A 22,369-nucleotide genomic window follows, 5' to 3' on the forward strand; every position below is an offset into this window, starting at 1 on the left:
GAACAGCCTGGGGCATTCCTTGCTGTTCTTGTGGGGTCCTGAAGCTCAATGGGATTTCACCCGTTGGTGTCAACTGGGCGGTCTGTGGACATTTGTTGCCTTACATGGTGCCTTCGCCCTGATTGGCTTCATGCTGCGGCAGTTTGAAATTGCTCGCTTAGTGGGGATTCGTCCTTACAACGCGATCGCATTTTCAGCACCGATTGCTGTTTTTACATCTGTGTTTTTGATGTACCCCTTGGGACAGTCGGGCTGGTTTTTTGCTCCTAGCTTTGGAGTCGCCGCCATTTTCCGCTTCATCATTTTCGTGCAAGGGTTCCACAACTTTACGCTCAACCCATTCCACATGATGGGTGTGGCAGGTGTATTGGGCGGTGCGTTGCTGTGTGCGATTCACGGTGCAACGGTAGAAAACACCTTGTATGAAGATGGCGATAAGGCAAACACGTTCCGCGCCTTCAATCCGACGCAGTCAGAAGAAACCTACTCGATGGTGACGGCAAACCGATTCTGGTCACAGATTTTCGGGATTGCGTTTTCCAACAAGCGTTGGTTGCACTTTTTCATGTTATTTGTACCTGTGACGGGTTTGTGGATGGCAAGCATCGGCATCATCGGCTTGGCATTGAACCTACGGGCATATGACTTTGTCTCACAGGAGTTGAGAGCGGCAGAAGACCCCGAGTTTGAAACGTTCTACACCAAGAACATTTTGTTGAACGAAGGGATTCGCGCTTGGATGGCTCCTCAAGATCAGCCTCACGAACACTTTGTATTCCCTGAAGAAGTTCTACCTCGTGGTAACGCACTGTAAGGTCTGAACCTCTGTTAATCAAAGCGATGCCGTTGCCCGATGGGCAACGGCATTGCTTTTTGCGTTCACGCACTGAAACTGCGCTTTGCGCACGAAAAAACAACTTTTAAAACAGACTCTATAGCAGTATGCAAGTTCGTTAAGTACAGAAACGGTGTTGTGGGGCGCGGAGCGCCCCACAACACCGTACTGAATCAACCAGCGCTATAGTACACCAATTTAAAAGTTTTAGAGGGGGTGGAGGGGGTTTTACCCCCTCTTGGGGGCGCAGCCCCCAAACCCCCATGTTGCAAAATTTCGTGTTTGCAACACTAGAATCTGCAACCCTGGATCTGTTTCTTCAAATCATTGTTTTCCCTTGGTCACACCCAAAAATCCCTATGCTATAGTGACATCAGTGTTAGACATCTAGCATTCCATGTTTCTAGTAAAACCGTTAGGGAACAAGGAGGTGATGCCCATGCAAGATAGTAGTATACGCATGGGTCTGAAGGTTGAGGTTAGCTGGCTGTGCGCCAGGGCCGTTCGATAAGAGCTGACTCAAACCTCTGAGAAACCTTTCTCTAGAGCTTCGCTGGGTAGGCTTCTCTTAGTTCCTCCTGGCAGTCAAGTCTCAACCTTAAAGACCCGCTAGACCGCTCTTACCTTTATAAAGTGTGAAAGTTTCGGCTCGATCGCTTTGGGTAAGAGCGGATAGTTTTTTTAAACAACTTTTTTCAGCAAATTTTGTCGAGTTCAGGGTTTTAATCGATGGCTCAATTGCTTAATGATGCTGAAATTCAAGAGCGGATTGCCCAATTAACGGATTGGACGCTCGCAGGCAAAGAAATTCGATGTCTGCGAAAATTTAAAGACTTTGTTGAGGCGATCGCCTTTGTCAATCGTATGGTCGAACCTGCTGAAGCTGCCGGACATCATCCCGATCTGGCAATTTCCTACAATAAGGTGACAGTGACGTTAACCAGCCATGACGCGGGTGGCTTAACCGCAAACGATTTTGAGATGGCGCGTGTAATTTCTCAAATTCATTAAGGCCAAGTCCATAATCCTTAAAAAAGGGGAGTTGCGCATCGCGCAACTCCCCTTTTTTAATACAGCAGTTGAGGGTTGATTGGAACAAAGGTTGTGTGAGAACCCGCGCTCCGCGCGGGTTCTCACACAACCTCCTGATTCAACTGTCGAGACAGTTGCTATAGCTCCACTTAAAACCGTTCTACATGGGGGAACTGTTGATGGGCGATCGCCTTGGCGGCTTCTCCACAGGTGCGTGGAGTCGGAAATATTTTTTCAGGATTGGCGATCTGCTTGGGATCAAATACCTGCCGGACAAACTGCATGGTTTCTAAATCGGCTTCGGTAAACATTTCTGGCATATAGCACCGCTTGTCTGCCCCAATGCCGTGTTCACCCGAAATGCTGCCCCCCACTTCCACACACAGCTTGAGGATATCGCCCCCCAGCGCTTCAACTTGCTCTAGCTGACCGGGAATGGAATTGTTGTAGAGAATCAGCGGATGGAGATTGCCATCCCCGGCATGAAACACATTGGCAACCCGATACCCATGTTTTTCACCCAACGCCGCAATCTGGTTGAGTACATAGGGCAGCTTGGTGCGGGGGATGACGCCATCTTGCACATAGTAATCAGGGCTAATCTTACCCATAGCAGCAAATGCAGCTTTGCGTCCTTTCCAAAGGGTAAGGCGTTCTTCCAGATCCGTAGCTGTTCGGACGTTCCGGGCACCATTCTGAAAACAGATGGCTTCTACCCGTTTGCTATTGGTTGCCACTTCAACTTCTAACCCATCCAGTTCGATCAACAAAATGGCAGTGGCATCACGGGGATAGCAATTGGTTGCTACCACATCTTCCACTGCATTGATGCTGAAGTTGTCCATCATTTCCATGCCAGCGGGAATGATGCCAGCACTGGTGATATCAGAAACGGTTTGCCCCGCTGCTTCAACGCTGGTAAAGTCGGCTAAAAGCACATGGATAGCTTCTGGCACTTTGAGAATCCGCAGGGTAATTTCAGTGGCAATGCCCAGCGTTCCTTCCGAGCCAACAAATACGCCTGTAAGGTCATATCCCGGCATCTCTGGCAGTTTATTGCCGACATCGATCACAGATCCGTCGGGTAGTACCAGTTTCAGACCCAGGACATGGTTAGTCGTGACGCCATATTTGAGGCAGTGAACGCCGCCCGAATTTTCTGCCACATTGCCACCAATGGAGCAAATGATTTGGCTGGATGGGTCAGGCGCATAATAAAACCCGGAGCCGCTGACCGCTTGGGTTACCCAATTGTTGATCACACCCGGTTGGACGACGACCCGTTGATTTTCTAAATCGACTTCTAAGATCTGGTTCATCCGTGAAGTGACGATGAGAACGCAGTGTTCTATAGGCAGCGCCCCGCCAGACAGTCCTGTACCAGACCCACGCGCCACAAAGGGAATCTGATGGCGATCGCAAATTTTTAGAATGTCTGCGATTTGCTCGGTCGTTTTGGGCAACACCACGACCGCAGGTCGTTGGCGATAGCTCGTCAACCCATCACATTCATACACCAGGAGTTCTTCGCGACGCTGGATCACATTGGCTTGACCAATTGCCGCTGCAAACTCTCGAATAATTGGTTGCCAGTCTCGTTGGGTTGACAGAGTCACCATAGTGTTTTCAGCGATTGAATTTTATGTCTCATTCCTTTGTTTCTTCGCTTTGAAAATGAGTGGGGTTTGTCGTTGACGTACTCGTCGGAAAATCTATCAGAGATCTAACGCTCTTCATCTTCATTCTGTCACTTTAAGAAGACGAAATTTAGAACGCTGATTTCTGGGTTGTATGTCGTGTGTGCCAAAGATGAGAGTAGGGAGAATAGCTATTTCTTATATTCTCTGATGAGAATAACAAAAAGAAAATCATACATAAGAGTATTGATTTGTCAAATCTGAGCAAAGGATAGCTGAAATTTGAAGAGGTCAGTAATGTTATTCATTTCAGCTTGCGTTTCAGCATAATTTAGCAGCTTCAGACGGGTAAGGAGTAATTTGGCGCTTCTTTCAAAGGAATTTGAGCTATAGACAAAGCTTGTCTATAGTGAAAATCATCAATCACGGGAGATCCTTATGGCATAAGCGATCGCAATCTGACACAGAAAAAATTTTTTCGAAGTCGGACTTTATAAGCCAATTTGTTGTGGCTTTAGGACTGATTGCTTTCACACTAGAGCTAACAAGGTTCTTCAGAACCCGCAAAAACAAGATCTGCCTACCGCCGGGAAGCATCGGGCAGATCTTGTAAATCCATTAACCAAATAAAAATAAGAGGTCAATATGACTCAAGATCAAAGTAACATGCCGGTCCAGTCTCAAGACACAGCCACTACTGGCACTATTCTCTCTATCGAACCTCAACTTCTACTTGATCCCACTGTTATCAAGGCATTAGTGGATTATGGAGGAGCAAGTCTTCTCCTCGTTGCGCTTGGCTTTGTTCTTTGGATGCTAACTCGCTTTGTGGAGGCAGTGAATAAGTAGTAGAAAAGCGATCGCCGTGTTAAGGCTGAAGCGACTATTCATTATTGCTTTGGAGTTAATCTTTCCTAGACTAGGCGATCGCTTTTTGAACAAATTTATAGAAAAGCTGATTTACAAAAATAAAGATGTCCAATTTCAATTTGCATATAATTGACCAGCATAAAGGATATCAATAATGCTCACTGATCCAGAAAACCTTGACGAGCAACCACAGCAATATGATGAGCCGATCATTGCTGCTAGTCCAGAAGAAGCAGAGTGGCTCTGTCAGAAAATAGCTGAGCGGGACGGTGTGCAACTGGTTAAAGTTAAGCAACCTAGCCAGATGCGCCGGGGGCAAAATCAGATGTATCGTTGTATCTTTGAATCAAACCCGATCGAGTAAATTGGGTATAGATTGAGGAACGCGAACGATGAACGCCACCGAGCAAGTCAAAGCCTTAAAGATGCGACCGGGAGCCAAACCAGGACAGATCATTCTGGGAATCGATTTAAGTGAAGTTGAGCATCCTTCCGAGATTCTCGCTTTATTAGAGCAGCAAGGCTATGAACCGCAACTGCGGTATTTGGAGCTTAAAATCGGTTTGCATATTTTTGCCGTCCTCAAAGAGGAACAGCATGACTCAACCGTCATGCTTGATGACGAGTATTTAATGGACGAATGGGAAGCCCTGCGTCAAGCAATCACCCCACCAACTGCTGTTCGCCTGTGGCGAGGCTGGCCGCAGGAACAAAGCACCGCTGCTTAGAAATCTCCTTAATTGAGTGATTCCAGGAAGGACTGCACTCGCCCATCTGGACTTAAGACCAGGCGAATGCGAGCGCTTTGACCTGACGACAGGGGTGACACAAACGCACTGCCAACTGTGGGAATGCTTGTGCGATCGAAATAGATCCGCGAGGCTTCGCCTAGGGGTGTAATTTGCAAGATCGACCCATCGGCACCAATTAACAAGCGATATTCCAGGGTTTGATTTAACGCTTGCGGTGGCACCCAGGATTGTTGAATCATGTCTCGTGCTTCTGCCACCTGTGGAATGACGTCAAAAGCCGTCACACTTTGATTTTCAGGAGCCGCTTGAGGTTGTGGAATGGTGGAGAGTGAGGCTGGATTTTGTGATTCTAACGAGGGTGCTAAATCCGCAGAAGCCGATCCGTTCGCACCTTGCCCCGGAATTGCCCGAGCCGTTGGCACGCTGGAGGAGCCTTGCGATTCATCTAACGAAAACGTTTGAGGCGATCGCCCACTACCATTGGCTGTGGCGGGTGGGGCAGTCGCTATTTGGGGTGAAACCGGAGCCAGAGATGGCAATGCCGGGATGGGTCGGGCTTGTTGGTTGCCTTGTTGGTTGCCTTGCTGATTGCCATTGGCTGGGGTCGAGGGTGCGGGTCGTCTTCCTGCCGGGGCACGCCCAGGGGTAGTAGCCGGTTGATTAGGACGGGCAGCCGGTTGCGTCGGACGGCTGAGTGCGGCAGGGGGCAAGGGGCGTAAATCTGGAGGAATGCGTGTTGCTGTACGAGAAGGTGCCGGTTGCTTGGCGTTACCCAATGTCTCATCGGCGGGTGCCTGTGCCGTACTCGTTGCACTTTCTGTTGTTGCGGTTTGGGGTGAAGGTGCCGATAGATCCGTCACATATTTAAAGATCGACGTGCTTACCCCTACTGCTAACACCAACACGGCGACCGCCTGCAACCATCGTCTTGATGCTAAACTGCTAGTCTTCCCCAGCGCCGGTAATGCCAGAAGGTCGGCAGCATATTCATCCAGTGCATTCGCCAGATCAAACAATTGCAGGGCACTAAGCTGGATGGAGGGACCGGACACCTCATTTGCCAGTGACCCTAAAAACAACTCATGTTTGATCAGACTGTTGGACGTGAGGTAAATTCCAGCATCATTTGCGGCAAATCGATGGTTTGCACTTGCACCCGCAGTAGAACTGCCAACGACTCTCAACGGTTCACCTGGTTTATTGATGCGAGAGACGCCACCGTTTGAATTAATCGCGGCTGGAGCAATTTGCAAGCCAGATGAACTATAGTCGGGGTCGAGCAACTGCTGAACGTAGCCCGTGACCGATTCGCATAAGGCTTCTAGTTGAACGCGATCGCCCTGTAACGTCACATGATCCTCATGAATCAAGCGGGGATCATCAAAGCTGAGATGAAAATGTAAATTTTTAACGACCGGACGATCCGTCCAACGAGACAACGGTGAACCTGCCGCCACAATTTCCAGCGTGCAAGTTGGAGGTGTATATCGACGGAGAACGGAGGTAGGCATCGGGACTGTAGGGAAAGGATAAGGAAAAAACGGGGAAAAGGCGGATTCAACGATTTAGAGAAATGCCAGTCAGAATTAAGCCTAACAGCTCATAGCTCAGGGTTCACAGATAAAACTTAACACTCAAAACTTAACATTTCTAATAGATTTAGAGCGGTTTATTTAGAACGGTCGAGTAATGCCATCCATAGCCGTCGTACACCCTGGGAACCGCTGTAAAACATCAGGTCAATCAGCAGTTTGAGTGCCAGGTTGCTGAGCTGATCGGCATGGGTTTCGTCGCCGTCTTCCATGCGCTCCTGGTAGGTATTGCTGAAGTTGTCTAAATAATCACCCAATAAGGCAACCTGATGGGGTGGGCGATCTTGTTCGGCAAGTTGTTCCAATAACCCGACCGCTCGGCGGATCAGCTCTTGATGTTGTTTTGCCAGATGACAAATGATCAAGACCAGTGTGCGTGCCTCTTCTACATCCAGTCGTTTGCGACCGTGCCCTTTGCGCAATGGGCTAGATTGCCGTAATCGCCAGAGGGAAACTCGATCTGCGACGATGTTGGTCAGACCTAAGTCTGCTGCCGCCTGGAGCATGGCTTCTGAGCCAATTCCAGCAAGCGCCTCCAGGGACAGCAACACCAAATCTAGTTGAGCTTTGATGTTATCTAGTTGATCAGGATCGAGAGGCTCTGTGACTGGGAATTGTTCCCAAGCAGGTTGCGGTGTTGGCGACTTGATGCTGGAAGGCATAGTTTCAGGATATGAAATAAAAGATGTCCCGGTGGGTTGGTTACGAGTCTTGAAACAGGTGGCGATTCAAACACTCTGTTGGTGCTGGCTGCGATCGCCTTCCGTCTTGACAAACCTGACGATTGCGATCAGACCCAAACGTTGTAAGGGTCGTGTATGTCTTAAATTAAACACTAGCCTGAACGGGTTGGGATCGCCTCTGAGGACAGTTTATTAGTTGGCAAAAGCTCAGGATCAGCCATCAAATTGAGCTTGAAGGAATGTTGGGAGGGCGCGGCAACGCCGCGCCCTCCCAACATTCGCGTAATTCGCGCTAATCAATATAAGCAACGGTAACGCCTGTACCGCCATCGGTTTGCTCTGCGGCTTCAAAGCGCGAGACTTGAGGGTGTTGTTTCAAAAATTCTTGAATCCCTCGTTTGAGTTTGCCGGTGCCATGACCGTGAATGATCCACATCGGACCCGCTGGTGCTGTGGCGATCGCCCGTTCGACGACCACTTCGGCATCTGCCACCCGACTCCCCCGGATATCAATCGTATTACGAGCCGTCCGGACTATGGGTGCCATATTGGCAGAGGATGGCGCTGGCTCTCGCTCGGCTGCTTGCTCTCGTCGCACGTTTGCCGCTTTGCTGCTTTGCTCCTCTACGGTTTTTGCCTTCGGCAATTCCGCCTTTTCACCCTGAAGTGATTCCACATCTGCCAAAGAGATCGTCATCTTCATGATGCCGAAGCGGACGGTCATCTCACCATCGTCATTTGGATGGGTGAGCACTTCCGCCGTTTGCCCCAGTCGTGGAATCCGGACGCGATCGCCCACTTGCGGACGAAATCCCGGCTTCGGTTTAGCCGCTTGCTGCCGAGAGGGCAGAGTTTGAGCCGCAATTTGATTAACGGCATCGGTTGCGTGCTGCGCCTCTTGTGCCGTCATCGGACCCTGTTGCAATTGCCGAATCACCTTAGCAATATCCGCTTTTGCCTGGGCGATCGCCGCTTGTACAGCTTGTTCTTGTTGTTGCTTCAGGTCTTGCTCGCGTTGTTTGAGTAAATCCGCCTTCCGCGAGACTTCTTGATGTAGCTTTTCAGCTTGTTGTAGCAGTTGTGCAGCAGCTTTGGCTTTGTCTTCCTGCTGCCGACGTTGTGCTTCCAGACCAGCAATGACTTGATTGACTTCTTCAGAATCTGATACACCGACATGGTTTTGAGCCTGGTCAACAATGTCGCCACTTAACCCCAGCCGACGGGCAATGCTGAGTGCATTGGAACGACCGGGAATCCCCCACAACAACCGATAGGTGGGCGATAGGCTGACATCATCAAACTCCACCGACGCATTTTCAAAACGCTCATCTTGATATTTCAGCGCTTTCAGCTCGCCAAAATGAGTCGTCGCGACCGTCAGCATTGCATGATCTGCCAGATGCTTAAGCAACGCGATCGCCAATGCACTACCTTCTAACGGATCCGTTCCGGCTCCGACTTCATCCAACAAAACCAGAGACGTCCGAGGTTTAAGTGGTTGGCTATTGGCTGTTAGCTGTTGGCTATTAGCTGTTAGCTGTTGGCTATTAGCTGTTAGCTGTTGGCTATTAGCTGTTAGCTGTTGGCTATTAGCTATTAGCGGCTCCCCAACTCCCCCAACTCCCCCAACTCCCCTATCTCCCCCAACTTCCCTACTTCCTACCGCCTCATTCCCCTGAAGCGCTGCCAAAATCCGGCTAATCCGCCGAATATGGCCTGAAAAGGTGGATAGGCTCTGCTGGAGCGATTGTTCATCGCCAATATCCGCCAGAACTTGATCAAACCAGGGCAATTCAACGGGTTCTCGGGCAGGGACAAATAACCCCACCTTTGCCATCAAAACCGCCAGCCCCAACGTCTTCAGCGTCACTGTTTTGCCGCCTGTGTTGGGACCTGTGATGGCGACCACCCGAGTGTGGGGCTGAATTACCAGATCAATCGGTACAACGGCTGATCCCTGTTCGTGGTGCTGTTGCCAAACCAGCAGCGGATGGCGCAGTTGCCGCAGGATGATCGGTTCGCAGGGCAGGATAGAGCTAAGGGATGGTGGGGTTAAGGGATGAAGGGATGAAGGCGCTAGTGCAGAAGCGGGACGATCCAACGGATCGTCCCCCGACTCCTGAGATTCGATCTCTGGGGGCAAACCATCTCTGGACGAGAATCCTGGATTTTGAATCTCTGATAGCTTGATAAATCGAGGCGGATTGGCACCCAACCAAAATGAATAGCGAGAACGAGCCGTGGCAAGATCCAGAGCCGTGGCGATCGCCAGCAATCTCTCTAAATCAGATTTAACATCGGCAACCTGTGCGGTTAATTGCCGACGCACAGCTTCTTCTTCGGACTGTTCCTGACGCAATAGTTGGCGCAGGCGATTGCCCATTTCCACAATGCTGTGGGGTTCGACATACAGCGTTGCACCGCTGGTAGAGGTGTCATGCACGATGCCGGGAATGGCGTCTTTTTGAGGAGCTTTCACGGGCAGGACAAAGCGATCGCCGCGTTGGGTAATCAGCGGTTCCTGGAGGGCATTGGTCTGCCGTTGAATGATGCGATGCAATTTTTCGTAGATGCGATCGCGTTGTTGTCGTAGATCGTCTCGTACCTTTTCTAACTTGAGGCTGGCACGATCCATCACCTTGCCCCGTTCGTCAATGCAACGATGGATCTCTTGCTCCAGTTCGGGGTAGGTGCGTAAGTCGGCAACCAGCTGATTGAGAACGGTCAGATCTGGATAATTGTCGATAGTGCGGCGCAGGTGTCGGGCACCCGACAGAGTGGTGGCGATCGCCAATAGCTCATCCCCTGCCAGAATGCCGTGGTGTTCGGCTCGTTCTAGTGCCTCTCCAATATCTTGAATCCCGTCAAAATTGAGGCTGATCACTCGTGTATTTTCGAGCTGATACACCTCCTGGGTCTGTGCCAACAATTCCAGGCTTTGTTCGGCTGTGTCAGGAATTCTCAGGCTCCGTGCTGCCACCGCTCCTAACTTAGTTGCCGCAAATGTTGCCAGATGCTGACATAGACGCGACCATTCCAACAGTTCTAAAGTCTCGGCTTGAATCAAGATGTTTGCGACCCAAATGAATTTGAAACAGAGTTTCCTATGCCAACGCTGATCCTCATTCAATTCTAACGGAGGCAGGGGGTAGAGATGGGGGTGAATTATGGATGCGAAACGGAGAGACGCGATTCGTCGCGTCTCGACCCGATCGGAGAATCGTTGACCTTTGACTTGTGCTACATCCTGACATTGGGACGGAGCAACCAGAGGTGTTCTGAATACAGCAAGTTTTCCAGGCCTTCTTGCAGAATTTCGGCGCGTTCATAGCGAGCCTGGGCAAAGGATACAGTGCCGTTGGCATAGAAGTTGTTGGCAGTGGCAACCCGAGTATGACCGCCATTGGCGATTTGGGCACCGGGGTGATCTTGCAGGAGACAGTCTCCCGGTTGGGCTTTAGCCAGTAAATTGGCGATCGCCAGGCGTCGTTCTCCATCGTCAGATAAGGACAGCATGGCAATTTCATCGATTAGCTGAAAATGTATCTTGTTGCCATGTTGAGGGGCATAGCGATCGCTCCATTTAAACCATTGGTTGGCATTGGGATATTCGCCCGTCCCTTGATTGCCGTAATAGGGTGGCTCGTACCCACCTTTGCGCAACACGTTGCCGCCAAAGAGATTGCACTTCCATTTGTTGGTCATAAAGGCAAACGGACGGTTGACCGGAACGGCATGATTGGGATCAGTGTTTACCCAGGGTTGAGGCACCCCATAGTTCAACGCTATGCTGCCCGTACATAGCTCAATGGCAGCGGTCGTTAAATCCTTGGGAGTTGCTGCCAAAATTCCGGGTGCAGTGGTCTGCCTCAGCACGCGATCGAGGGCTTTTGCGGTCATCACGTCCACGCTGCCTGTGATGGGCAAGCCTTCTTTTTGTTGAAACGCTTTTACGGCTTTCAGGGTTTCATTACCATAATCGCCATCAGCCCCATACAGCGGCAGCATATAAGCTAACTGGCGGGTACGACTGGCGATCGCAATCAATGCCCGTTGCACAGTCTTCACAGCAGGGTGCTTGCGACCATCGTCGGGTAAAACCACGTCGCCATTTAACAGACCTGTCTCATTGGCAAGAGTGGCGATCGCCGGTTCCACGGTAGTTGTATTGCCCAGGCTGCGCAAGAGGGCTTTGAGCTGACTGCCGACTCCTGCTTCTAACGTATCGACATAGCGCGTCGCAATCAGGGCAGCATCTTGTACGGTAACGGTGCGATCGCGAATCAATTGTTTCAAATTTGCCAGATCCGCCGCAGTAAAGCGGGCTTCGGTAATCAGGGCGCTGGTTTGGGGGCGTAAAACAGGCATGACAATCTCTCCAGGAACTTGAACTCTATCGACCGGGAAGATGGCATCAAACCGCAAGTTGATTGAGAGCAATACAGTGTGGCTGTATTGCCCAGAATGTTATTGGTTTGAGCGAGCGACGTCGTAGCCGTCGCTCGCTCAAACCATTGGGGTTGATTCAATTCACGATCCTAAGGAGTTCTACAGAGCCACGGAGAAAGGTTCCGTAGATGTGCGGAGAGAAGCCTCAGGCAAAATCAACATGGCATCGCCAAAGGAATAAAATCGATACTGCTGGGCGATCGCCTCATGATACAAATCCAACAAGCGTTGTCGCCCAATCAACGCACTCACCAGCATCATCAAGCTTGATTTGGGCAGATGAAAATTGGTAATTAAGCCATCCACTACCTGCCAGCGATAACCGGGATAGATAAATAAATTGGTTTTGCCACAGCAGGGTTGCAAGGTTCCCGTCTGAGCCGATCCTTCCAGGGCACGGGTGGCAGTCGTGCCGACTGCCACTACCCGACCACCCTGCGCTTTGGTGTGCTGAATTTGATCGATGACGTGGGGCGAAACCTCGATCCATTCGCCATGCATGGAGTGAGTCGTAATGTCTTCCACTTCTACAGGGCGAAATGTGCCCACTCCCACATGCAAGGTGATAAAGGCAAGTTGAATGCCTCGCTCTTGCAACCGCTGGAGCAGGGTTGGGGTAAAGTGCAATCCGGCAGTAGGTGTCGCCGCCGAGCCAGGGTGTTCAGCATAAACCGTTTGATATTGCTCGGGTTGCGATTGCGATTGGTCGATATACGGCGGTAAGGGTACCTGACCGAGTTGATCCAGCACCTGCAACAGCGAGTAGCCCGGGGGCAAATTAAACGCCAGTTTTCTACCCCCTGTGTCGTCATCTCTGGCGATGACGTGAGCCCGTAGGGTGAGGCGATCGCCCTCCATCTCTGCGCCTGGGAGATGAACCACCCCAAATTCGATCTCTGTTCCCGGCTTCAAGCGTCTGCCCGGTTTCACCAGAGCCAACCACTGCTGCGGCTGATCTTCTTCTAAGAGCAACACTTCTACCCGAGCACCCCCCGGTGTTTTCCCATACAGACGTGCCGGGATCACCCGTGTATTGTTGAGGACTAGTAGATCTCCGGGGCAGAGCAAATCCGGCAGATCCCGGAAGATGCAGTGACGGTGTTCGGTCAGCGAGTTGACCACCAACAAGCGGGAGCTATCTCTGGGCACGACCGGGTTTTGTGCAATGCGGTCGGTCGGTAACTCATAGTCATAGGCAGTTAGCTGTAAATCAAGCGGGGTTGGGTGAGCGGGCGAATACGCCGCGTTGACCATCGGGTTATGTAAATTCATCCCAGTATTTCTGACAGTGTTAGGGCGATCGCAACGTGGGCTTAGATCCCAAGTTTTTTGTCTTTATGTTTTCTTAAGGGCTTGGGGATCGCGTGAAATGCTGACTCAACAAGCGTTTCAGCAAGAAAGCCGAGCGGTTGTAGCCGGGTTGGTAGGCGAGGATCAAGCTTAAGTTCATCCGTAACAATGGGGAGAACCCCTTATCAGGGCGGGGACTTCTCCCCTATCACTGATAGTGATTTATCGGCAGAATGAAGATGTAGCTTTTGCGCAGGCATTGATATGGCGGAATATATCTACTATTTAGCGAATGCCAGCCTGACGCTGAGGGTGGTGGAGTTTCTTCACAGTAGTCCCTGGTTATCAGTTCGCTTCATGACCGTAATTCATCAAATTGATGGATGGGTGATCAAAGTTAAGTTAAATCATCCTCTCGATCCACAGCGTGACGGTGACTTCCAAGCGTTTCTAAATGAGTTGGGTATTCCTCACGACCCAGAGATTCGGGTCAGAATGGCGCTTTGGGGACTGGAAACTGGTCAATCACCGATCGATGTCATGCGTCGGTATCAAGTTGCGATTGTTTCTCATGGTAGACCCGACCGGAGCGAGATTGAAGAATTTCGCAAACAGTTTGTGCAAGGTTTAGGCTATTGTCCTGAAACGCTTGCCTAAAAGTTTTGAGCTTGACTGGTGAATCTGGGTTGATATCAAGGGGTGCGGTGAGCGCCCCTTTTTTATTGGCTGTTGGCAAAAAATGAGCGCATAATTTTATTGGCGAATGATTCGATAGGGCTGCGATCGCCTTTTGCCAGTGCAAACATCGCTGACCCGTTGTATAACTGCATTTGACCCCTTTTACTAACCTGCTCAATGACCACCAAAAATATCATCTTCTCTGTTTTACTGATCTTTGTCCCAATTTCTATCCTGGCGCATTTTTTAGAGTGGAGTCCGCTCGTCATCTTCATTACCGCTGGTTTGGCAGTCTTACCCCTTGCCGCCTGGATGGGAATGGCAACCGAAGAAATTGCGGTGGTGGCAGGACCAACCCTGGGAGGGCTACTGAATGCAACCTTTGGTAATGCGACCGAGTTAATTATTGCCCTGGTTGCACTTAATGCTGGCCTGGTTGATGTGGTCAAGGCAAGTTTGACAGGGTCTATTGTCGGCAACCTCCTACTGGTGTTGGGGCTGTCTATGTTTTTAGGCGGATTGCGCTACAAAGAGCAAGAATTTCAGCCGATTGTGGCACGGGTCAATGCCTCGTCGATGAACCTGGCAGTTATCGCTATTTTGCTGCCGACAGCGGTTGACTTTACCTCTAACGGCATTGATGAACCGACGCAGCAAAAGTTATCGATCGCCGTGGCGATTGTGTTGATGGTGGTTTATGCGCTGACGTTGCTTTTTTCCATGAAAACCCATGCTTACCTGTGTGACGTCGGCGAAGCAGAAAATGAAACGGAGGCGAATGCCGGTCATCCCCAGCCGCCCAATTTAGCATTGTGGATTAGTGTTTTGCTGGTTGCTACGCTGTTAGTTGCGATCGAATCGGAACTCTTAGTCAGCAGTTTGGAAGTGGCAACAGAGAAGTTGGGTTTAACCGAACTGTTTACGGGTGTGATCTTGCTACCCATTATTGGCAACGCGGCTGAACACACGACTGCTGTCGTCGTCGCCATCAAAAATAAGATGGATTTATCTGTTGCCGTTGCCGTCGGCTCTAGCTTACAGATTGCGCTCTTTGTTGCCCCCGTGTTGGTGCTGGTCGGTTGGGTCATGGGGCAACCGATGGATCTAAATTTCAACGGCTTTGAACTGGTTGCCGTTGCCGTTGCTGTGCTGATTACCAATTCCATTAGCTCAGATGGTCGGTCAAACTGGCTGGAGGGGGTCTTACTTCTGGCAACTTATACCATCATTGCCATTGCCTTTTATTTTCATCCTGTCATTGACGGCATGGGCTAACCTGCAAGGGTTTTCAAGATCCAACCGATCACGATTCCTGCTCCCCCAAAGCGCACAGCCTGCCAAAAGATTTCGCGCAACCCATTCCAGGAAAACAGTTGGCTTTCCAGGGCAATTTCCAGATCTTCCAAGCGTTTTCGGATGTGCTTGATTTCTGTTTTTAAAGCCGGGGTGGGTTGCTGACGATAGTCGTGCTGGCTTTGGCTCAGCTGTGCTTGTAAATCACGTTGCAGTAGTTGGTCTGCTTTGACCTGGTAGTAGCGGGCTTTGAAGGTTTCTAGCGATCGCTCAACATCGGCGATCGCCAATTCCAGGTCTTGTTCCTCAGAAGGGGATGGGTCTTGCATGGGCGATGAAAATAGATATCGGTGAATATAGCGGGTTCAACGGGCAGTTTCTCTGCGGTGTTCTAGATCGGTAATGTGTTGGCAAGGCGCGCGGAGCGCGCCTTGCCAACACATTACCAACAGATTTGAACCACGACCGGGAAAATGCCAGTGAGCAAAATCAATTGGGTTTAGCCGCAGGGATTCAGGACGTTATCTTATACTGAAATTCAGACCGATCCATCGAAACCCCGCGCCTTGATTATGCCCGAACCCCTGATTTCTAACGTCATTTCGACCCCACATAGTCAAACTCTGGCAAACTACAGCACCCTAGAACTGGCTCAAGCTCTGGCAGAACGGTTGGCGATCGCCCCCAATGATTGGCATCGACTCAAGTCTAACCGCAAAGCCAGGGCGGGTGAGCAAGCGGCTACGGCTCTGGTGTATTTACTAAAAGATCAGCCCGAGGAAGCCCTGGCACGATTACAACAAGCCAGCGGTTGGATCGATCGATCGATCTCGGCACCCCCTTGCCCCAGCCATGGCGATCGCTAATCATCATCGCTAAAAAACATCATCGCTAGACAACGTGAATGGCAGTGCCGCAACGCGGCACTGCTATCCATCACCCTTTAGTGTTAGTCACGCCACCCCATTCACATCGACCTTTTCACCCGGACACATCCCACTATGCAATTTATCGATCAGGCAGAAATTGAAGTTCACGCTGGTAATGGTGGCGATGGCATGGTAGCCTTCCGGCGAGAAAAATATGTCCCTGCGGGTGGTCCGTCGGGCGGTAATGGGGGACGGGGTGGCTCTGTCCTACTGGTAGCCGCGGCAAATCTCCAAACCCTGCTCGATTTCAAATATGCTCACGTCTTCAAAGCCGAAGATGGGCAAAAGGGGGGTTCCAAGAGCATGACGGGGGCTTCAGGCAGCGATCGCCATATCCAGGTGCCCTGCGGCACGGTGGTGTATGACGCCGAGACAGATGAAATTATTGGCGATTTGGTCACTGCCGGACAGACTCTTCTGGTGGCGCAAGGTGGCAAAGGTGGGTTAGGGAACAAGTGCTTTCTCAGCAATCACAATCGCGCACCCGAAAAAGCCCTACCTGGCATCCCTGGCGAAATTCGGTTGATTCGGCTGGAGCTAAAACTATTGGCAGAAGTGGGCATTATTGGCTTGCCCAATGCCGGAAAATCGACCTTGATTTCTGCTCTGTCTGCGGCACGTCCTAAAATTGCCGATTATCCCTTTACCACCTTGATCCCCAATTTGGGTGTTGTCCAACGACCCACGGGTGATGGCACGGTGTTTGCGGATATTCCGGGATTGATTGAGGGGGCACACCTGGGCATTGGTCTGGGTCACGACTTTTTGCGCCACATCGAGCGGACTCGCGTCTTGTTGCATGTGATTGACGTAACTCAAGACGATCCGATCAACGCCTATCACACCATTCAAGATGAGCTGGTTGCCTATGGGCGAGATTTAGAAACGCGTCCCCAAATTGTGGCACTGAATAAAATCGATACGATGGCTTTGGACTTGGATCAGGTCGAAGCGATCGCGGCAAAACTACAAACGTTAACAGACGCCCCCATTTTCACGATTTCAGCCGTCGCCCGCACGGGGTTAGAACCCTTGCTTCAGCAAATCTGGAACACCTTAGATGCTGCCAACGAAGCCCGCGAGTTAGCTTTACCCATGGGTCCAGGTTGACAACATGGCATGTTAAGGGACTCGCCCAAGGATTGCTGAATCTGAAGTGGGCTGTGAAACCAGAGGTTTCACAGCCCAATCTCTGATACTGACAGATTTTGTGTCGGAGCCATTCAATTCTGTAAGGGCATAGCATTTGGGCAGCAATCTTCGAGGTCAATCAAGGATGTTTTACCAACTGCTACGTCTTTACGCCAGGGCAACACAAACTGAGCTAAAACTAGCTCAACTCAGACCCAGATTCAGCAAGAATGAAAGGCGATCGCCTAAGAATCCTCATAAAAATAACTTGAATACTTTTTATGGGAGAGTGCGGCGGAGCCGCACTCTCCCATAAAAAGTGTGGGTTTTAATTTTGTAATGATCTTAACTCCACGCCCTAGCGAATTTTTGCTGCCAAAACTTTGTTGGGTTCGGGTTGGGTTTCGTGCTGTCGGAAGATTTCTAATTGGGCTTCGATCTGGTCGCGCACAATATCTCGGTATTCGATAAAGTGCTCTGCATGGGCACAGGTGACGAGATAGTGTTCCCACACCCCCGGATTTTTCTGAATCATGCTAAATAGCTGTCGCCAGAACTGCCAGCGTGTATTGCGTTTGATTCCTTGTCGCCAAACAATAATAGCGAGTGCTTTCAGATCTACCAGGCTGGGGAACTGGCTGGGCGCTTGGCACGGAGAGGGCTTCATGTTCAAGAAATGGCGGTAGACACGGGCAAGAAACCGATCGGGTTCGTATAACGTGCGGAACGCATGGACATATTCTCTGGCGATCGCCTCTACCGGGCGCGTTGGCACAAAGTTCATCAATGCCATCTGGTTACCATCGGTTTTACTATCCAGCATCCGCCCTTCTTTTTCCAGACGATACCACAGTGCTGTATGGGGCAAGGCTTGCAAAATCCCAAACACAGCCGTGGGAATAGCCGTCTGCTCAACAAATTCAATAATGCGATCGCCTGCCCCACTCTTTTCGCCATCAAAGCCGATGATAAAGCCTGCCATAATCCGCAGACCCGCCTGGTTAATCGCCAACACCGAATCAGCCAGAGACGAGCGGGTATTTTGAAACTTTTTCGTCAGTTGCAAACTTTCTTCATCTGGGGTTTCAATTCCCAAAAACACAGCATTAAAGTTGCACTCGACCATCAACTGCATCAGTTCTGGGTCTTGCGCCAGATCGACGGATGCTTCCGTATTTAACGTAAATGGGTATTGGCGTTCTGACATCCACTGCTTCAACTCTTGCAGCAAAAGTTTGACGTTGCGCTTATTGCCGATGAAGTTGTCATCCACCATAAACACAGCCCGTCGCCAACCCAGGTTATACAGGTATTCCAGCTCGGCAATCAGCTGCTGCGGCGTTTTGGTTCGGGGTTTGCGACCATACAGCACAATGATGTCGCAAAACTCGCACTGAAACGGGCACCCGCGCGAAAACTGCACCGACATTGAATCGTAGGCATCAAGTTCCAATAAATCAAACCGAGGAATCGGTGTTTCCGTGACATCTGGTTTTTCGTCATTTGAACGGAACACTCCTCGCAGCTCACCCCGTTGCACCGCATCCACAAACAGGGGTAGGGTAATTTCCCCTTCATCTAAAATCAGGTAATCCGCTCCTGCTTCCAGGGCATCTTCTGGAATGGAGGTGGGATAGGGACCCCCCACCGCAACCCGTTTTCCGCGCTGCTTCGCGGTTTGAATCAACGCCAGCAAATCTTGTTTTTGCACAATCATGGCAGACAAAATCACCATGTCTGCCCACTCCCACTCTGCCTCTGTAATATCCCGAACGTTGCGATCGACTAGCTTAAACTCCCAGTCCTGAGGCAATAAGGCAGCAACTGTCACTAACCCCAGCGGCGGCAGCAGAACTTTGCGATCGACCAGTTCCAAAATTTTCTCAAATGACCAAAATGTCTTCGGAAATAGAGGATAGAGCAGGAGAATTCGCATAGATTGTTAAGTTTAATGATGCTAAAGCCCCAGCTTATCGCACATTCAGGGGCAACATGTGCATCGATCGCATTTTGGGACAATTCAATCAATCCCCTGCTGCCATCGAGTGAGGACCAGGGATATGTTGAGAAGTGGCTCGGAGCGGTGTTTCTTATACCAATTTAATTAGCGATTGCATCGGATACCGCAGGGGCGCATCGCCATGCGCCCTTACAGAAGATTGATGTGCCATGCAGCCTGCTTAAATCGGTATTAACATATCGCTATTCTGATTCTGAGTGCCCATCAGTATTTCCCGTCCTTCCTCCGTAGAGATACGGAAACTGGCTAGACTGGCGATCGCAAGGTCTAAGAATCTTGGTTTTTATAACGACGCAGGGTGATGATAGATCACGCTATGATTCGATCGATTTGCTAGTGTCTCCAGCTACATTCTTCACCTGCCAAGCGATCGCACCATGCTATTACAGTCAACGTCTTCATCTCGTCGTGCAGTTTTTCTAGTGGGATGTCCACGCTCTGGCACAACTTTGTTGCAAAGTATGCTGGCGGCCCATTCTCAAATCGAATCTTTCCCAGAATCAAAGTTCTTTTTGCAGTTGGTTTCGACCCCCGACTATCAGTCAAAGCGCTACGCAATGGGGCTGATTGCACCCCAATTAATTCCCTGTATTGATAGCTTCTTGCAAGCGGTAGACCATCCAGAATGGCGTAAGACCTTACCCCCAATCCCATTAATTGGTTGGTATACCCGTTGGTTTTTGCATACGCTCGATCGCCTGACTCAATTAAAAGGCAAACAATTTTGGCTCGAAAAAACCCCAGATCATCTGCGTTGCCTGAAATATATTGAACAATTTGTTGAACCTGTGCGTCCTGTTCAGGTGATTCATATTGTTCGGGATGGCAAAAATGTGATTGCTTCTCTTTATTCCCTTTCGCAAAACCATCCCAAATTTTGGGGCAAGTACTTTAAATCTCTCGATGCTTGTATCGATCGCTGGTTAGAAGACGTGGAACTGACCAAAGCGTCTCTCAAAAAGCCAAACCATACCTTAGTCCGATACGAAGATTTGATTACCCGACCCGATCAGGTATTGGCGGATCTCTGCTTATTTCTGGGGATTCCCAGCGAAAGCGCGATGCTCGAAAATTACAGCCAGGTTGTCAGCAGCTTAGTCTTGCCCCGAGAATCCTGGAAGACCTGCGTCGGCACTATGTTGCAGATCAATCCCTCCCAGACATTTACTCAGGTGTTTGATGCAGATCAGCAAGATTATGTCTTACGCCGCATTGCCGGTGTAGATCTGGAAATGCTGCAATGCTGCTAATCAGCTCAATCTAGAACATTAAAAACCGTAACTCGTTTTGAGAGAGCGACGGCGGAGCGTCGCTCTCTCAAAACGAGTTAGTTGTATTCAATCTATGTCCTGTAGCGCTGTGCGGATTTTTCTTGCGAAAAACGGGTGGGTTGCACAAGATATGCTTAACAGACCTTAATCTGTTCCAGACAAGAACCTTAAGCCTATCCGTAGAAGTTTTTTATCATGTTAGGTTTATGGACATACCTAGCAGGAGATACTTATGCCGCTCCAAACTCCTCCTCCCCCCTCTATCAGCCCTCGTCAAATGAACTTGTTGCGCATCGTCGCTTCGATGGCATGGTCAGATGGGCATCTTGCCTCCGAAGAAGTGGATATGATGCTCGATCGTTTTAGTGGCATGTTTGCAGCTGATGCGCCGCAGCAACAAAAGCTGCGCCAAGAGCTTCAAGAATACTTAACCCAAAACATTCCGCTAGAAGAATTAACACCGAAACTGCAAACTCCTGAAGAGCGTGAATTGGTTCTGAAATTGGGCTACGAAGTGATTCAGTCTAGTTCGCGGACACCCGACGAACCCAAGATTAACCTCGAAGAAGCCGCCGCTTACCAACGTCTGATTGCATTGCTCGGTCTGCCTGCCGATGTTGTCCATCGGATTACAGCAGAGATTTCATCTGAATCTCACGATAGCGAGGGCCTGGTAGATACCCTCACCCGCAAGCTAGAAGAATTTATGCAAGGGTAACTGATGTTGCCTTCTCAATGTCGTGGCTTCTTTGCCCGCAGAGTTAACTCATTGCCAACATGCGTTGGATGGGGCGGAGGGCTGCCAAACGGACTTCCTCAGATAATGTAATTTCTGGGGAACCGTTTTTCATCGCTAAATAGAGCTTTTCTAAAGTGTTGAGGCGCATATGGGGGCACTCATTGCAGGCGCAATTGTTGATTGCGGGTGCAGGGATAAAGTGCTTACCGGGCGCTTCTTTTTGCATTTGATGGATAATGCCCGGTTCGGTCGCCACAATAAATGTATCGTTAGGGCTTTTGAAGCAATACTTGAGCAACGCAGTGGTAGACCCAATGTAATGAGCATGTTGCAACACATGGGGTTCACATTCTGGGTGGGCAATGATTTCAGCTTGAGGATGCTGAATGCTCAGTTGCACAATTCTTTTTTCTGAAAAGGTTTCATGAACAATGCAACTGCCCTGCCAAAGTACGAGATCTCGTCCAGTTTGGGCGCTAACATATCGCCCTAAGTTGCGATCGGGCGCAAAGATGATCGGTTGATCGGCTGGAATCTGCCGAACAATATCGACGGCGTTAGAACTGGTGCAAATGATGTCGCTCAGTGCCTTAATTTCCGCAGAACAGTTGATATAAGAAATGACGATATGATCTGGATGTTGGGCTTTAAAGGCTGCAAATTCCGGGGCAGGGCAACTGTCGGCGAGAGAACAGCCCGCATTGAGATCGGGGAGTAAGACGAGCTTATCAGGATTGAGGATTTTGGCGGTTTCTGCCATGAAATGGACGCCTGCAAAGACGATAACGTCTGCGTCAGTGCTGGCTGCCTGACGGGAAAGCCCAAGCGAGTCACCAATATAGTCGGCAATGTCTTGAATATCTGGATCTTGATAATAATGTGCCAGGACTACAGCATTAAGCGATCGCTTTAAGTCTTGGATTGCGCCAACCAAATCGCGGGGTAGGGGCGTGGAAACAGCAGAATTTTGGTGAGAAATTTCAGTAGTAAACACAGTTAAGAGGTTTCCGGGGTAGATCTTAGGTGTGTAAGATCTACGATTATAGTCAATTTCACCAAAAATAAAAACGTGGAGTTTTTATCTCACCGTATTCTTTTTGCACAATAGTTTGATCGGGTAGTAGAATCGTGATTTGAATTAAAAGTCAGGGTCAAAACCTCGTTTGGT

Annotated in this window: 18 protein-coding genes and 2 pseudogenes; 10 read left to right on the top strand and 10 right to left on the bottom strand. The window is 49.9% G+C overall.

The annotated features are described in order from the left end of the window. On the top strand, positions 1-814 hold an 814-nt coding region (locus tag ACR6Z4_RS25000; RefSeq protein ID WP_479717651.1), incomplete at its 5' end, for a photosynthetic reaction center family protein. A 750-nt stretch (positions 815-1,564) separates the two neighbouring features. Then, entirely contained in the window at positions 1,565-1,846 is a 282-nt protein-coding gene (locus ACR6Z4_RS25005; protein ID WP_479720061.1) for a 4a-hydroxytetrahydrobiopterin dehydratase, read from the top strand. Positions 1,847-2,016: 170 nt separating this feature from the next. On the opposite strand, the gene glcD is transcribed toward ACR6Z4_RS25005, so the two are convergent. Then, positions 2,017-3,486: a glycolate oxidase subunit GlcD gene (gene glcD, locus ACR6Z4_RS25010; protein ID WP_479720062.1), complete on the bottom strand. Its 1,470-nt coding sequence runs from the start codon at positions 3,484-3,486 to the stop codon at positions 2,017-2,019. A gap of 1,042 nt (positions 3,487-4,528) precedes the next feature. On the opposite strand from glcD, the gene ACR6Z4_RS25015 reads away from it, so the two are divergent. Both ACR6Z4_RS25015 and ACR6Z4_RS25020 read left to right on the top strand, forming a co-directional pair. Beyond that, the gene (locus ACR6Z4_RS25015) at positions 4,529-4,738 is read left to right on the top strand and encodes a hypothetical protein (protein ID WP_479720063.1); all 210 of its coding nucleotides are present in this window, start codon (positions 4,529-4,531) and stop codon (positions 4,736-4,738) included. Positions 4,739-4,766: 28 nt separating this feature from the next. Then, the gene (locus tag ACR6Z4_RS25020; RefSeq protein WP_479720064.1) at positions 4,767-5,102 is read left to right on the top strand and encodes a hypothetical protein; all 336 of its coding nucleotides are present in this window, start codon (positions 4,767-4,769) and stop codon (positions 5,100-5,102) included. A gap of 8 nt (positions 5,103-5,110) precedes the next feature. Here ACR6Z4_RS25020 and ACR6Z4_RS25025 read toward each other — a convergent pair whose 3' ends face one another. The 6 genes and pseudogenes from ACR6Z4_RS25025 to queA all read right to left on the bottom strand — a co-directional run bounded on the left by ACR6Z4_RS25025 (position 5,111) and on the right by queA (position 13,122). Next, positions 5,111-6,637: a DUF4335 domain-containing protein gene (locus ACR6Z4_RS25025; protein ID WP_479720065.1), complete on the bottom strand. Its 1,527-nt coding sequence runs from the start codon at positions 6,635-6,637 to the stop codon at positions 5,111-5,113. Positions 6,638-6,795: 158 nt separating this feature from the next. Then, positions 6,796-7,380, bottom strand: coding sequence for a DUF3038 domain-containing protein (locus tag ACR6Z4_RS25030; protein ID WP_479720066.1), 585 nt, complete (start codon positions 7,378-7,380; stop codon positions 6,796-6,798). A gap of 313 nt (positions 7,381-7,693) precedes the next feature. Next, positions 7,694-9,424 (bottom strand): annotated as a pseudogene (locus ACR6Z4_RS25035) (endonuclease MutS2); the annotation flags it as partial. Positions 9,425-9,577: 153 nt separating this feature from the next. Further along, positions 9,578-10,468, bottom strand: a pseudogene (locus ACR6Z4_RS25040) (endonuclease MutS2); the annotation flags it as partial. Positions 10,469-10,641: 173 nt separating this feature from the next. Then, the gene (locus ACR6Z4_RS25045) at positions 10,642-11,769 is read right to left on the bottom strand and encodes a peptidoglycan-binding domain-containing protein (protein WP_479720067.1); all 1,128 of its coding nucleotides are present in this window, start codon (positions 11,767-11,769) and stop codon (positions 10,642-10,644) included. A gap of 180 nt (positions 11,770-11,949) precedes the next feature. Continuing rightward, positions 11,950-13,122: a tRNA preQ1(34) S-adenosylmethionine ribosyltransferase-isomerase QueA gene (gene queA, locus ACR6Z4_RS25050; RefSeq protein ID WP_479720068.1), complete on the bottom strand. Its 1,173-nt coding sequence runs from the start codon at positions 13,120-13,122 to the stop codon at positions 11,950-11,952. Positions 13,123-13,404: 282 nt separating this feature from the next. Here queA and ACR6Z4_RS25055 point away from each other — a divergent pair, with 282 nt between their 5' ends. After that, complete coding sequence (locus ACR6Z4_RS25055; RefSeq protein ID WP_479720069.1) at positions 13,405-13,797, top strand: hypothetical protein; 393 nt, start codon at positions 13,405-13,407, stop codon at positions 13,795-13,797. Between the two features lie 198 nt (positions 13,798-13,995). Further along, positions 13,996-15,093 carry a calcium/proton exchanger gene (gene cax, locus ACR6Z4_RS25060; protein ID WP_479720070.1) on the top strand — a complete coding sequence of 366 codons (1,098 nt, stop codon included), beginning with the start codon at positions 13,996-13,998 and terminating at the stop codon, positions 15,091-15,093. On the opposite strand, the gene ACR6Z4_RS25065 is transcribed toward cax, so the two are convergent. After that, on the bottom strand, positions 15,090-15,440 hold the full coding sequence (locus tag ACR6Z4_RS25065) for a sll0565 family protein (protein ID WP_479720071.1): 351 nt from the start codon (positions 15,438-15,440) through the stop codon (positions 15,090-15,092). The genes cax and ACR6Z4_RS25065 overlap by 4 nt on opposite strands. Positions 15,441-15,683: 243 nt before the next feature. On the opposite strand from ACR6Z4_RS25065, the gene ACR6Z4_RS25070 reads away from it, so the two are divergent. Both ACR6Z4_RS25070 and obgE read left to right on the top strand, forming a co-directional pair. Next, positions 15,684-15,977: a DUF6439 family protein gene (locus tag ACR6Z4_RS25070; protein ID WP_479720072.1), complete on the top strand. Its 294-nt coding sequence runs from the start codon at positions 15,684-15,686 to the stop codon at positions 15,975-15,977. A gap of 135 nt (positions 15,978-16,112) precedes the next feature. After that, positions 16,113-17,150, top strand: a complete 1,038-nt coding sequence (gene obgE, locus ACR6Z4_RS25075) for a GTPase ObgE (RefSeq protein ID WP_479720073.1) — start codon at positions 16,113-16,115, stop codon at positions 17,148-17,150. Between the two features lie 379 nt (positions 17,151-17,529). Here obgE and ACR6Z4_RS25080 read toward each other — a convergent pair whose 3' ends face one another. Beyond that, a complete protein-coding gene (locus tag ACR6Z4_RS25080; RefSeq protein ID WP_479720074.1) occupies positions 17,530-19,107 on the bottom strand; it encodes a B12-binding domain-containing radical SAM protein in 1,578 nt (525 codons plus the stop codon). A gap of 461 nt (positions 19,108-19,568) precedes the next feature. Here ACR6Z4_RS25080 and ACR6Z4_RS25085 point away from each other — a divergent pair, with 461 nt between their 5' ends. Together ACR6Z4_RS25085 and ACR6Z4_RS25090 are read left to right on the top strand one after the other, a co-directional pair. Beyond that, positions 19,569-20,441: a sulfotransferase family protein gene (locus ACR6Z4_RS25085; RefSeq protein ID WP_479720075.1), complete on the top strand. Its 873-nt coding sequence runs from the start codon at positions 19,569-19,571 to the stop codon at positions 20,439-20,441. 253 nt (positions 20,442-20,694) lie between these two features. Then, a complete protein-coding gene (locus ACR6Z4_RS25090; RefSeq protein ID WP_479720076.1) occupies positions 20,695-21,180 on the top strand; it encodes a tellurite resistance TerB family protein in 486 nt (161 codons plus the stop codon). A gap of 43 nt (positions 21,181-21,223) precedes the next feature. Here ACR6Z4_RS25090 and nadA read toward each other — a convergent pair whose 3' ends face one another. Further along, positions 21,224-22,195 carry a quinolinate synthase NadA gene (nadA, locus tag ACR6Z4_RS25095; protein ID WP_479720077.1) on the bottom strand — a complete coding sequence of 324 codons (972 nt, stop codon included), beginning with the start codon at positions 22,193-22,195 and terminating at the stop codon, positions 21,224-21,226. Positions 22,196-22,369 lie beyond the last annotated feature (174 nt).

The organism is Calyptranema fuscum S582, assembly GCF_055793305.1.